Here is a 13872-nt window from a genome sequence, read left to right as displayed (position 1 = left end):
CACCTAGTCCCTTATCTGATAGTGGTAGCCAAGCCATTGCTTGAACTTTTTAACGACATGCAGGCTGTGACGAAGCAGATCTCGGTCTGCTCGTTCCATCAATTTGACGTCTATTTTATTGCTGCTGTGCTGTTGCGATAGGCGTTGTGATAAGCGCCACTTAAAGAACTGCTTGAGCGCTTCATTGAGGTTATCCGCGGTGCTTTGCTCTAGTACCTTCTTACTTACGAGATGCTCAATGCGTTCAAAGGTGTTATTGACCGTCACACCATGTTCAAGGCTAAGCGCTCTCACACCGTGCACGAGAGGGAAAATACCGCCTTGTTTGATGTCGAGTCCTGACTTGGATTGTTTCACGTTACCAAACAGGGTCAGGGGAACTGAGAAGTTCAGAGCAGGGCGGCAGAATTCAGTCAGAATCAACTCTTGTCCGAGCATCAAATCACTCAAGTGCTGCTTGACCGGTTTTAGTAGTTCCTTGTTTCCCGCCACAGCGTGTGCATCCGCCATTATGGCGATATCCATCACTGTCTCTGGCGTTGCTTTTCTTACCCAACTGGTGAGGGTTTGTTTCCACTCTTGTTCTGAATGCACCCATTTGGGGTTGTTGACCATCACGTTGCCCGGGCATAACGGATACCCCAATTGCTGTAATGTGTGGGTGAGGTCGTTCATGGCACTTTGGCATTGATGCCATTCCAAACCATCTTGAATAATCAGAGCGTTGTCTTGATCGGTTTTGAGGATTTGCTCTCCACGCCCCTCAGAACCCAACACGATCAGACAGCAATGGTTGTGCAGCGCTGGCGGGATAACTAACTCAAATGCTTTCTCTATAATCTGTTCATTTACGGCAGAAATTAGCTCCATGATAAAGCGTGTACGAATGCCATTACTGAGTAGGCTTTCGACCAATTGACGCTGTTTGTTGGAAGCCATGGCCAGTTCTTCAATGCTGGTGGCTCGCGCAATTCGCAAAGTAAGCACGTGCGAATGAGTGGAGAACGCACTGAGTATTTGCGTCATATCGACCATGCCCACTGCGTTTTGACCATCACAAACCATCAGCCTCTTTACACGATTTCGGGTCATAGTGATCATGGCATTAAACAAGAAATCGCCTTGATTAACATGTAAAACAGGGAAGGTTGCTATCTCGCCAACCGCAGTATCGAGTGGGTGATTATCGAGCATCACCGCGTGCAATAAATTGGTTCGTGTGACGATTCCATACGGAAAGGTACATGATGATCCAAAAGCTTTTGGATCATCATGATCTAAATGAACCAGAGCCGAGTCCAACCCTTGTTCTTTCAGGGTTTGAGTCACTTGATTAATCGGTTGGCTGGGTTCGAGTATCAGTGGAGGGTGATAAATAGAGTCGTCGACTTTGGTCAGTATGAACTCGGCAAGATTTTGTTGCTGCTGAGCGGCTTCAATCAGTGCTTTGCGGGTAGAGAGGTTACTATCAAAGTAAGCCGCGAATTGGCCATTGGCGTGGTAAAGCTCAAGGAAGACATCAGTTGGCAATAGATAACTTAAGGTATCTTCCAGCGCGATATATTGGTGCTTGGTGTGAGGCTCAAACTGACTACGCACATCGAAAATATCGTCATTGGCATAGTGCGCGTAGATCTCACCATCGCTGCTGGCACGCTCTTCGACGGCCCCTTTAATCAGAATATGCAAATGGCGACTGGGGCGGTCAGCCTCCAGTATCACCTCGTGCGATCGGTAATAAACCACATCTAATGAGGAACGCAGCGTTAACTGTTCCGCGTCGGACAGGCTATCGAAGGGCGGGTGCTGCATATTAAATTTATCAGGCATAAGCATCGAAAGAGTTAGGAGTCTCTTTTCAGTCTGACAAATTACCAGCGAAGCTCCAGACGACTTTAGTCTAAATGCGATCGTGAGGGCTGTTGAACACTGGATACTTGAACAAAATTGGATATCGATATTCATTGAATATAGGAATGGTATCTCTTCAATAATTCCCTTTTTCATCTTTTGTGACCTAGGCATAATTGGCGCTTCCTTGTTCCACACATTTTTATAGGTCGCCTATGTTTAATCCTTCCCCTTATGGCTGGATATCCCAGTATTTTCTCGGTTTCTTTTTTGCCTATGGCGTTTATCTGCCATTTTGGGCGCTGTGGTTTGAAGACCAAGGCGTGTCTGCAGGGGACATTGGCGTATTGATTGGTGTGGGTTTGGCTACACGTTGTGTTGCTAACTTTGTGATAACACCACGTATCTATAAAGTTGAACACTTAATGCCAGCACTGCGTTGCCTCAGTTTTGTCGCGCTATTATTCGTTGGTTTCCATTTCTTTACTGGTGGTAGCTTTTTATTGATGCTACTAGCAACGGTAATGTTCAACCTCTGCTATGGACCAATTATTCCGCTTTCTGATGCAATGGCGAACCATTACAGCCGTCTCAAAATGCTCGATTACGGACGTACACGTTTGTGGGGGTCAGTAGCATTTATTGCGGGTTCTACCGTGGTTGGTTATCTGGTGGCTGAATTTGGCACAGATATGATTTTGTATACTGCGCTGGCAGGCGTGTTGGTTTCTCTGTTGCTCGCGATGAGAAATCCAAATGTGATGCCGGTGACAGAGTCTGAGCAAGTCGCTGAAAGACCTAAGCTTGGTCAACTGTTACGTGAATCATCGGTAGTGAAGTTTCTTGCATTGATGGCACTGCTTCAAGGAAGCCACGCCGCGTATTACAGCTTTAGTGCGATTTACTGGAAAGAGACGGGGCACTCTGAGGCGATCATCGGCTATCTGTGGAGCTTGGCTGTGGTTGCTGAGGTGGCAGTATTTGCTCTGAGCAAGCGACTGTTTGCTGGATTATCATTGCGCACTCTGTTTGTGATTGCTGGTATCGGAGTAATGGCTCGTTGGGGTATTACGGCATCAACGACTGCGATTCCAGTATTGATAGTGGCTCAGCTGCTGCATGGAGTGACATTTGCGATGGCACATATCGCTGCGATTCAATACATTCAGTCTCAAGAGTCGAACAAAATGGTGGCACTGCAGGCGCTTTACAATGCGATACCACTTGGCGCCTTTATCGCGTTAATGACGACCCTAAGTGGTTGGGGCTACGAACTGTGGGGCGCGAATATCTTCTGGGGAATGGCTGCGATGGGTGGACTGGCACTGTTCATCAAGCTGGATGAAAGAAGCTCTGTGGTTGAAGTTAATCAACCTGAGTCAGAAGTTCAGAGCGGATAGTCAATCGTGATTATTAGAGTCTAAAGCACAGAATTTAAGCGATGCGATTGAGTTAATGACTCATCCTTAGTTAAATGAAACCTCTCCCTTATGGAGAGGTTTTTTATGGATGAAGAAAGGGTTTTCAATGCAAGGATGGGTAGTAATTCCAGTCTCTTTAGCCTACTTGGGCGTGTTATTTCTGATCGCTTGGTATGGAGACAGGCAGGTTCGTTGGCTATCGCGTTGGCGACCGTGGATCTATAGCCTTTCCATTGCGGTGTATTGTACCTCTTGGACCTTCTATGGAACGGTGGGTCAGGCGAGCAATAACCCTTGGTCTTTTTTACCCATCTATCTCGCACCGATTTTGGTCTTCACTCTCGGCTGGCGGATCTTAGCGCGGCTGATCTTGATAGCGAAGCGTGAACACATTACCTCTATTGCCGACTTTATCGCGGCTCGCTATGGAAAATCCCAAGGCTTGGCGGTGGCTGTCACCGTGATTGCTGTGGTCGGTATTCTTCCTTATATCGCGCTGCAACTTCGTGGTATCACCATGGGGCTCGATATTGTTGCTCCGAGTCTGGCGCAAGATTTTGGCTATCAGGATTATCACGTCTCTTGGTTTGTGGTTGGTGCACTGGCCATCTTCACCATGTTGTTTGGTACCAGGCACATCGACAACACGGAGCATCACCGTGGCATGATGATGGCGGTGGCGTTTGAGTCCATCGTTAAGCTGGCGGCATTCCTGATTGTTGGTCTGTTTATTATGTATCTGGCGATGAGCAGTGACAAAATCGACTTGCTTGATGTGGCTGCTTCTACCTACGAATCACCGAATATTCCGACCTTAATAATTCATACCGTTTTAACCATGTTGGCGATTGTCTGTCTGCCACGCCAATTCCATACCATGGTGGTTGAAAACGAACGTCCTCAAGATCTGCACACCGCTCGTTGGTTATTTCCGCTTTATCTGATTTTGATGGGGTTATTCGTACTGCCAATTGCATGGGCAGGTCAGGGGTTATTGACCGACATGCCAGCCGATACTTACGTTATCAGTGTGCCAATGGCTGAGGGTGCTAATCATATTGCCTTGCTCGCTTTCTTAGGTGGTACTTCTGCTGCGAGTGGCATGGTGATTGTCTCGACTATCGCGTTAGCGATCATGGTGTCGAACGATTTAGTGATGCCACTGTTGCTGCGTCGAATGCGCTTAACTCAAAGAACTCATCGCCATTTTTCGGGTCTGTTACTCGTTATTCGTCGCGGGTTAATCCTGCTGTTGCTTCTTGGCGCATGGCTGTTTTATCAGGCGCTCGATACCATTCATTCTTTGTCTGCGATTGGCTTCCTTTCGTTTGCAGCGATTGCGCAATTTGCTCCGGCATTGATTGGTGGTTTGTACTGGCGTCCGGGTAACCGAAAGGGTGTGTATGTCGGCTTAATGGTCGGTTCGGTGATCTGGCTGATTACTTTGATGAGTCAAACCAGCATGTTGGCAGGCGACAGTCAAAGTAACCTTTTACTGTGGATTATCACGCCGCCAGAGTTGCTCAGTAGCTGGAATGTCAGCAGTTCAAACTGGGGAATCGTGTTGAGTATTGTGCTCAATACCTTGTGCTATGCCGTGGTTTCGATGTCGACAAGACCAAGCCTAAGTGAGCGCTTACAATCGGCAGCATTCGTTGGTACACCGCTGCCTGAGAATGAAAATATCAGCCTTTACCAGAACCGCGTGACGGTCGCTGAATTAGAGATGTTGGCGTCGCGTTTTGTCGGTCGAAAGCGAGCGAAAAGCGCCTTACACAGCTATTGGCAACAACACGGGCAGCCGCTGCTTCCCAATCAGCAAGCGCCCGCAAGTTTGATTCGCCATGCAGAGCGTGTACTCGCGGGTGTATTCGGTGCCTCTTCCGCTAAGTTAGTACTTACTTCTGCTTTACAAGGCAGAAATATGCAGCTTGAAGAGGTCGCAACTATCGTTGATGAAGCCTCTGAACTGTATGATTTTAGCCGTGGTTTACTGCAAGGTGCGATTGAACACATTGGTCAAGGCATCGCAGTGATCGATAAGCAAATGAGGCTGGTGGCGTGGAACCAACGTTACTTAGAACTGTTTGAATTTCCTGCGGGTTTGATTCAGGTTGGGCGACCCATTTCAGATGTGATTCGCCACAATGCCGAGCAAGGTTTGTGTGGTCCGGGTGACCCAGAAGATCATGTTCGACGTCGTGTTTATCACCTTGAGCAAGGTACGCGACACACCTCTTCACGTATTCGTCCTGATGGTCGAGTGATTGAGGTGCAAGGTAACCCGATGCCAAGTGGTGGCTTCGTAATGAGCTTTACTGACATCACGGTATTCAGACAAGCAGAGCAAGCGCTAAAAGATGCCAATGAAACCTTGGAATCAAGAGTACACGAACGAACTCAAGAGCTCGAAAAGTTGAACCATCGCTTGGTCAAGGCGACACAAATCTCTGACCAAGAATCGCAATCTAAGAGTCGTTTCTTGGCGGCAGTAAGCCACGACTTGATGCAGCCATTGAATGCTGCGCGCTTGTTTGCTTCATCACTTTCGGAGGTAGCAAAAGAGCAAGAGGTTAAGCAGCTTTCGTCTCATATCGAGAGTGCGCTTGGTGCTGCTGAAGATCTGATTGGTGACTTACTGGATATCTCTCGACTGGAGTCTGGCAAGCTAGAAACCAACATTCACGCGATTGCTGTGCACGATGTGCTAACCAACTTAAATGCGGAATTTAGTGCCTTAGCTAGACAACAAAAAATTGAGTTTAAGATGATTCCATCATCATTGTTCATTCACTCTGACCCTAAGTTATTAAGGCGTGTGATTCAGAACTTTTTGACTAACGCTTTTCGCTATAACCCAGAAGGGAAAGTGGTACTCGGGGCGAGACGAGTCAATGGTCAGGTACGAATTGATGTGTGGGATAACGGAACCGGTATTGATGAAGACAAGCAGCAAGAGATCTTCGAAGAGTTCACTCGTGGCAGCCAAGTGCGTGCTGATCAAGGCTTGGGGCTAGGGTTAGCTATCTCTAAAGGTATTGCTCACGTACTTGGTCATCAAATATCGATGCGTTCATGGCCGGGGCAAGGCAGTGTTTTCTCTATCACCTTAGCAAGAGCGGAGCAGGTCGCTCCGGTTGTGCAAGCTTCAGCGCCAATGGCGACTAGCGACATCGAACACCTGAAGATACTGTGTGTCGATAATGAGCGCGAGATTTTGGTCGGAATGGAGAACCTGATTGGACGTTGGGGTTGTGAGGTTAAGACTGCGGTTGATCTGGTTGAAAGCTTGAAGTGTCTCGATGACGACTGGCAGCCGGATGTAATTTTCTCTGATTATCGCCTTGATAATGGTCGAACCGGTCTGGAAGTGTTGCAACAATGTCGCTTACGCCTTGGAGATTCCTTTGAGGGTGTCATTATTAGTGCTGATAGAACCGATGACATGTTGGCTGCGATAAAGGCCAACAGCTTTAGTTTTATTGCCAAGCCTGTGAAACCGTTAAAACTCAGAGCGGTATTGAATCGAGTGAGCTAGCTTGAATTAACAGGTTCGGAATTGCTAGCGGATATTGAAAAGGCCTCGTATGAGGCCTTTTTTGTCTCTGCTATTTCAGTGAGTTTTAGCAAATGTTTGTCAGCTTGCTAACTAACCTGCAATACCACCTTGAGTGAGGGCGGTTGGATCAAGCAGCTTGCTGAGTTCTTCTCGGCTGAGATCGGTTTCTCTTTCTGCAACATCAAGGATTGGCAAACCCTCTTTGTAGGCTTTCTTGGCAATATCCGCAGCTTTCAAGTAACCAATTACAGGGTTGAGTGCCGTCACTAGAATTGGATTCTTTGAAAGTGCTAAATCAAGGTTGTCTTGGCGCACCGTGAAGGTCGCAACCGCTTTATCTGCTAGTGCGACAGAGCTGTTAGCTAAAAGCTCGATACTTTCTAATACGTTATGAGCAATCACTGGCAACATCACGTTTAGTTGGAAGTTGCCTGATTGGCCTGCGACAGTAATGGTGGTGTCGTTACCCATCACTTGCGCTGCAGCCATCGCTGCGGCTTCTGGAATCACAGGGTTTACTTTGCCTGGCATGATAGAAGAACCTGGCTGTAGCGCCTGCAATTCAATTTCACCTAAGCCTGCCAATGGGCCAGAGTTCATCCAACGAAGATCGTTTGAGATCTTCATGATCGCAACTGCTGCAGTTTTGAGCTGACCCGAAAACGCAACGATCGCATCTTGGCTGCTGAGATTAAAAAAGAAGTTCTCACTTGAGTTGAAGCTGATCTTTGTCGATTGAGATAGGTTACTTGAAAACTTATCGGCAAAGCGTGGGTCGGCATTGATCCCGGTTCCGACCGCTGTACCACCTTGAGCGAGTGCTTTGATAGTAGGTAGGGTGCTTTCAATGGCTTGCTTAGCGTGTTCAATCTGGAATTTCCAACCACCCAGTTCTTGAGCAAAGGTAATTGGCATCGCATCCATTAGGTGAGTACGGCCTGTTTTCACTACCTCAGCCAGCTCTTGCTGTTTAACGGTAAGTGCTTCTGAAAGGTGAGTTAATGCAGGTAGCAGTTTGTTTTCTGCCATAAGAGCGACACTGACTTGAATTGCGGTTGGTACCACATCGTTACTGCTTTGGCCCATATTGACGTGATCATTTGGGTTTACGTCGCCTTGTAAGCTTCTTGAAGCGAGTGTTGCAATCACTTCGTTGGCATTCATGTTGGAGCTAGTACCAGAACCAGTTTGGTAAACATCGATCGGGAATTGTTCGAGGTATTTACCATCGATGATCTCTTGGCTCGCTTCGGCGATCGCGTTGGCAATATCACCTTCTAATAAACCCAACTGAGCATTGGTGTCAGCGGCCGCCTGCTTAATGAATGCCAATGCTTGAATGAAGCTGGTTGGCATCTTGTGTGAACTAAAAGCAAAGTTATCTGCAGCACGTTGAGTTTGTGCTTGGTATAGCGCATCGGCAGGGACTTTCACTTCTCCCATGCTGTCTTTCTCAATTCGATATTGTAGGGTCATCTTCTATCCTTGTTAGCCAAGTGGGGCTTGGACTTGTTGTAGTGTTTGGCTGAGATTCAAAAAACGCGCTTGGCCTTGAGGCTGCTGGCAGTAATGGCGTTTCAAATAAAATAGTGGTGAGTGAATAGAGTCTAGGCAGATATGACGAAAGGCGAAACTGCGCTCAGGAGACTCAATCGCTTCAATCAAATGGAAGAAAACTTGGCGCAGGTACAGTTCGCACAACAAGATGTTTTCTTGGGCGGCGTGCTTTTCATAGTAAGCGGAAAGCGTCAATGCGCACTCGATGTAGTCTCGAATCACAAACGGCTCATGGCCTTGAACTTGCTCTAATGAAGCAAAGCGATCTTGTGCTTTGTAAAACCTCGAATAGAGACCCTGCTGTTCTTTCATCATCATTTGCATCTCTTTATTGGATGTTAATGATAATTATTATCAAATGAGACTTTAAAAACAACCCTTTGTTTGTCTTTTTATAAAATGACGAGGAAAAGAAAAAGCCGATACATAACGTATCGGCTTTCTGAGATTCAGTACCTAATCCCTACAATGTAAGTACTGAATCATTTTTGCTAAACATCTCTGTTTAATGGTCGTGAGCTTCACCAGCACCTTTCGGGTAACGGATGTTCTCAACCATGTCTTGTACATCTTGTGGTACTTCAGCAGTTACTTTGTTTACAGCAATCGATACTACAAAGTTTAGACACATACCTAGCGTACCGATGCCTTCTGGGCTGATACCAAACCACCAGTTTTCAGGTGTGCTTGCTGCTGGGTTAATGAACTTGAAGTAGATGATGTAGCTTGCTGTAAAGGCAATACCTGACAACATACCTGCAATTGCGCCTTCCTTGTTCATCTTCTTGTAGAAGATACCTAGGATAATCGCTGGGAAGAAGGATGCTGCGGCTAAGCCGAAGGCAAACGCTACTACCTGTGCTACGAAGCCTGGTGGGTTAATACCCAAGTAACCTGCACCGACAATCGCGATCATGGCTGCCAAACGAGCGGCTAACAGCTCCTGCTTGTCGGTCATGTTTGGTCTGAAGCCTTTCTTCAACAAGTCATGTGAAATCGACGTTGAGATTACCAATAGTAGACCCGCGGCTGTTGATAGTGCGGCTGCTAGGCCACCGGCTGCCAGTAGTGCCACAACCCAGTTTGGTAGTTTCGCTAGCTCTGGAGAAGCCAGTACGATGATGTCACGGTTAATCTTCATCTCGTTGCGCTCATCGCCCGAGTAGAACATTTTGCCATCGCCGTTCTTATCTTCCCAACCTACTAGGCCAGTGCTTTCCCAGTTTTTGTACCAGCTTGGTGCATCTGCTGCTGCGACACCTTGCATGTCAGGGCCGTTGATTGTTTCGATCATGTTTACACGAGCGAATGCTGCAACGCCTGGTGCTGTTGTGTATAGCAATGAGATGAACAGTAGAGCCCAACCCGCTGAGATACGAGCATCACGTACTTTTGGTACAGTGAAGAAACGAATGATTACGTGGGGAAGACCTGCAGTACCTACCATTAGAGCCGCACAGATGAAGAATACATCCACCATGCTCTTGTTACCTTCGGTATAGGCGGTAAATCCGAGTTCTTCGGTGAGTCCATCCAGTTTATCAAGTAAGTAAACATCCGTACCTGATAGCGTAGAGCCCATACCAACTTGTGGAAGTGGGTTACCTGTCATCATGATTGACGTAAAGATTGCTGGAACAAGGAAGGCGAAAATGAGGACACAGAATTGAGCTACCTGCGTATAAGTGATGCCTTTCATGCCACCAAGTACTGCGTAGAAGAACACAATACCCATACCAATGATGATACCTAGGTTAATGTCGACTTCTAGGAAACGAGAGAATACAACGCCTACACCACGCATCTGACCTGCAACGTACGTGAATGATACGAAGATTGCACAGAATACCGCTACCATACGTGCTGTTTTCGAGTAGTAACGCTCACCGATGAAATCAGGAACCGTAAACTGACCGAACTTACGTAGGTAAGGTGCTAAACATAGCGCAAGTAGTACGTAACCACCTGTCCAACCCATTAGGTAAACTGCACCGTCGTAACCAACGAATGAGATGATACCTGCCATTGAGATGAATGATGCTGCCGACATCCAGTCAGCTGCAGTCGCCATGCCGTTTGCTACTGGGTGTACACCACCGCCAGCAACGTAGAACTCACTGGTAGACCCTGCACGAGCCCAGATTGCGATGCCGATATATACCGCGAAAGTAATACCGACGAGAATAAACGTCCAAGTTTGAATATCCATGTTCTAGCCTCTAGTCTTCCTGTACGTTGTATTTTTTGTCGAGCGCATTCATGCGAACAACGTAAATAAATATCAGCGCCACGAAGGTGTATATCGAACCTTGCTGAGCGAACCAAAATCCTAGCTTGAACCCGCCAAACTGAACGGTATTGAGGGCATCCACAAATAAGATGCCAGCGCCGTAAGACACTGCAAACCAGACCGCGAGCAGTGTTCCCATAATTCCCAAGTTTTCCTTCCAGTAGGCTTGAGCATGTTCCGTAGATTCGAACGCCATTGCCTTCTCCTTTATTCCGTTTTCGTAGAAACCGTTTTTGTAAAATAGCCTGTTAACGTAATGTTACGATTTAGAATGTAGCAAGGATGAGTCAAGGGATCTGTGCAACTTTAGTCGGGATAGTATTGGCGCTAATGTACTGAAATATGGGAGTTGGAAGACAGAACCATAGAAAAATGTGATGTTACAAGGTTGTTAAATTAGCCAAAGGTCTAACAAAAGTGGATGAATTAGAGTGCGAGTCATAAAATTTAACAACTAAATGACTGAGAAACGGTATTTAGTCCTGCGTATGACACGAAGGGAAACATAAGTTTGTTATAGTAACTAAAGCACTTTCATCGACCGTGCCATGCTTAGCGGCAGAAGATCAACATGCTTATATCTTGAGTTTTATTCTTTGGGGGAACGAATTGGACGCAATAACTATCAACCACTTATTTTTAACTGGTGCGGTGCTCATCGCCATCAGTGTGCTTTTCTCACAAGTGTCCTCACGATTGGGCGTTCCGATTCTTTTGATCTTTTTATTCGTTGGTATGTTGGCGGGTGAAGATGGTCCGGGTGGTATTAATTTTGATGATTACTCACTGACTTATTTGGTGAGTAACCTCGCGCTTGCCGTGATCTTGCTGGATGGCGGTATGCGAACCAAGGTCGCGAGCTTCAAGGTCGCGTTTTGGCCGTCACTCTCATTGGCCACAATAGGCGTAGCCTGTACCGCAACCCTAACCGGTTTAATGGCGGCTTGGCTGTTTGACCTATCACTGATGCAGGGCATTTTGGTTGGTGCGATTGTCGGTTCAACCGATGCAGCAGCGGTATTCTCTTTGCTGAAAGGGCAAAGCCTCAACGAGCGTGTTGGCTCAACCCTAGAGATCGAATCGGGTACCAATGACCCAATGGCGGTCTTCCTGACGGTGACCTTAATTGCGCTACTTGGCACCCCAGATGCTGAGATGGGAATGAACTTCCTACTGAAAAGCTTCGCGATGCAGTTTGGTGTCGGTACGCTTATCGGCCTTGGTGGTGGTTGGGTTCTATGGAGTCTAATCAACCGAGTACAGCTGGCTGATGGCCTGTATTCGATTCTGGTGCTCAGTGGTGGTGTGGCTCTGTTTGCCTTCTCTAACATGCTTGGCGGCAGTGGCATCCTATCGATTTACCTAGTGGGCTTGTTCATTGGTAATCGTCCGACGCGCTCTCGACACTCGATTCTTAATGTCCTTGATGGTATGACGTGGCTAAGCCAAATCGTGATGTTCTTGGTGTTGGGTCTATTGGTGACACCATCGACCTTGATGGACATTGCACTTCCAGCATTAGCACTGGCTTTCGGTATGATTCTGTTTGCGCGTCCACTGTCTGTTTGGTTGGGCTTGCTGCCGTTCAGAAGCTTTACCACCAAAGAGCGTTGGTTTGTTTCTTGGGTTGGTTTACGTGGTGCAGTGCCGATCATTCTGGCTGTGTTCCCGATGATGGCTGGCCTGCCTAATGCTCAGCTTTACTTCAACATCGCGTTCTTCGTGGTTATGGTGTCGCTGATTGTTCAAGGCGGCAGCTTGATGAAAGTCGCGAGATTAGCTCAAGTGACGCTACCTCCAACGCCGACACCGATTTCTCGTACAGGCATTGAAATCTACCCTGCTAGTGAGTGGGAGATGTTTGTATACAAGCTGAAAGAAGAGAAATGGTGTGTGGGCGAACCACTTAAGCGCTTGTCTATGCCGGAAGGAACGCGAATTACTGCACTGTTTAGAAAGGATGCCTTACTTCACCCGTCGGGCAGTACCGTGCTAGAGGCGAACGATATTCTCTGTGTGCTGGGCCAAGATAAAGACCTAGATAGCCTAAGTGAGCTATTCAGTGAGGCACCTTTGGCCGAAGACGCAGCTCGATTCTTTGGTGATTTCTTCCTTGAGGTTGGTTTGTCGATTGCTGCGGTGAGTGACTGCTATGGCATTGAGCTTGGCTCGGAAGAAGAGCGCGACATGACGCTAAAACAATTGGCTGAACGTGAGCTTGGCGCACACCCAGTATTGGGCGATAGCTTCGAGTGGCATGACATCAATTGGGTCGTCGCAGAGATAGATGATCATAAAGTCGTCAAGCTGGGTTTATGTTTGCCTAAGACGACTTTAGAAGAGGATATCAGCGGCGCTTAATTATGGACTTCTTGCAGTAAGATAACTGCTTGAGTTCGGTTTTTCACATCCAGTTTACGGAAGATGGCTGTCATATGAGCCTTGATGGTCGCTTCCGAAACATTCAATTCATAGGCGATTTGCTTGTTTAGCAGGCCGTCAGAAAGCATCCCTAGTACCTTGTATTGCTGAGGCGTCAGTGTGGAAATCTTTTCCGCAAGGTCGCTGCAGGCAGCATTGTTGGTGATCAGCCCTTCAGGGAAGAACGGGTCGCCATTCAGCACTTGATTCAGTGCACTCACTAATTCACGCATGTCACTCGATTTAGGAATGAAGCCAAACGCACCGTGGCTCTTCACTTGAGTCACTACGCTGGCATCTTCACTGGCAGAAATCACCACAATCGGCAGATCTGGGTATTCAGCACGAAGTTGAATGAGACCAGACATACCATTTGCTCCCGGCATTTTCAGGTCAAGAAGCAGCAGGTCGGGTTCATCTTCTTTCTTAAGCAGAGTCAGTAAGGCGTCGAGAGAATCAGCCTCAAGCAGGTTCGCACCGCTGATCGCCATATGAACTGACTGAAACAGGGCGTTGCGGAAGAGAGGGTGGTCATCAGCAATGATGATGGTATAGGTCGAGTCCATGACGTTCATACTTTTAACAATTTAGTTAATATTTATTATCATCCTGATTGAGTATGTGGACAATATCTATGCATTAAAAGTCTGAACCATATCGACTTTTATCCCTGTTCTTGGAAAGCGTTTCCTATAATCACAAAAAAGCCGCACTGCCATCTCGTTATGAGGAGCAATGCGGCTTTTGCTAGAGCTTGTATTTAGACGAATGTC

9 protein-coding genes are annotated in these 13872 nt (G+C 47.1%); 3 read left to right on the top strand and 6 right to left on the bottom strand.

Going from position 1 to position 13872, the window contains the following annotated elements; genetic code table 11:
* Positions 1-3: 3 nt before the first annotated feature.
* Entirely contained in the window at positions 4-1836 is a 1833-nt protein-coding gene (locus tag FLM53_RS06925; protein WP_176680931.1) for a DUF294 nucleotidyltransferase-like domain-containing protein, read from the bottom strand.
* A 230-nt stretch (positions 1837-2066) separates the two neighbouring features.
* On the opposite strand from FLM53_RS06925, the gene FLM53_RS06920 reads away from it, so the two are divergent.
* A complete protein-coding gene (locus FLM53_RS06920) occupies positions 2067-3251 on the top strand; it encodes a 3-phenylpropionate MFS transporter (protein ID WP_176680559.1) in 1185 nt (394 codons plus the stop codon).
* Positions 3252-3378: 127 nt separating this feature from the next.
* The gene (locus FLM53_RS06915; RefSeq protein WP_176680558.1) at positions 3379-6810 is read left to right on the top strand and encodes a PAS domain-containing hybrid sensor histidine kinase/response regulator; all 3432 of its coding nucleotides are present in this window, start codon (positions 3379-3381) and stop codon (positions 6808-6810) included.
* 111 nt (positions 6811-6921) lie between these two features.
* Here the strand turns inward: FLM53_RS06915 and FLM53_RS06910 are convergent, their stop codons facing one another.
* The 4 genes from FLM53_RS06910 to FLM53_RS06895 form a co-directional block, all read right to left on the bottom strand.
* The gene (locus FLM53_RS06910; RefSeq protein WP_176680557.1) at positions 6922-8307 is read right to left on the bottom strand and encodes a lyase family protein; all 1386 of its coding nucleotides are present in this window, start codon (positions 8305-8307) and stop codon (positions 6922-6924) included.
* Between the two features lie 12 nt (positions 8308-8319).
* The gene (locus FLM53_RS06905; protein WP_017630893.1) at positions 8320-8706 is read right to left on the bottom strand and encodes a hypothetical protein; all 387 of its coding nucleotides are present in this window, start codon (positions 8704-8706) and stop codon (positions 8320-8322) included.
* A gap of 187 nt (positions 8707-8893) precedes the next feature.
* A complete protein-coding gene (locus FLM53_RS06900; RefSeq protein ID WP_017630894.1) occupies positions 8894-10597 on the bottom strand; it encodes a sodium:solute symporter family protein in 1704 nt (567 codons plus the stop codon).
* 10 nt (positions 10598-10607) lie between these two features.
* Positions 10608-10874, bottom strand: a complete 267-nt coding sequence (locus FLM53_RS06895) for a DUF4212 domain-containing protein (RefSeq protein WP_010435433.1) — start codon at positions 10872-10874, stop codon at positions 10608-10610.
* A gap of 413 nt (positions 10875-11287) precedes the next feature.
* Here FLM53_RS06895 and FLM53_RS06890 point away from each other — a divergent pair, with 413 nt between their 5' ends.
* On the top strand, positions 11288-13039 hold the full coding sequence (locus tag FLM53_RS06890) for a potassium/proton antiporter (RefSeq protein ID WP_176680556.1): 1752 nt from the start codon (positions 11288-11290) through the stop codon (positions 13037-13039).
* Here the strand turns inward: FLM53_RS06890 and FLM53_RS06885 are convergent.
* Complete coding sequence (locus FLM53_RS06885) at positions 13036-13665, bottom strand: response regulator transcription factor (RefSeq protein ID WP_019821543.1); 630 nt, start codon at positions 13663-13665, stop codon at positions 13036-13038. The two genes, FLM53_RS06890 and FLM53_RS06885, sit on opposite strands and share 4 nt — an antisense overlap.
* Positions 13666-13872 lie beyond the last annotated feature (207 nt).

This window comes from Vibrio sp. Scap24 (assembly GCF_013394185.1).
GTDB classification, from domain to species: Bacteria; Pseudomonadota; Gammaproteobacteria; order Enterobacterales; family Vibrionaceae; genus Vibrio; species Vibrio pomeroyi.
This window is presented reverse-complemented; position numbering and strand designations above follow the sequence as displayed.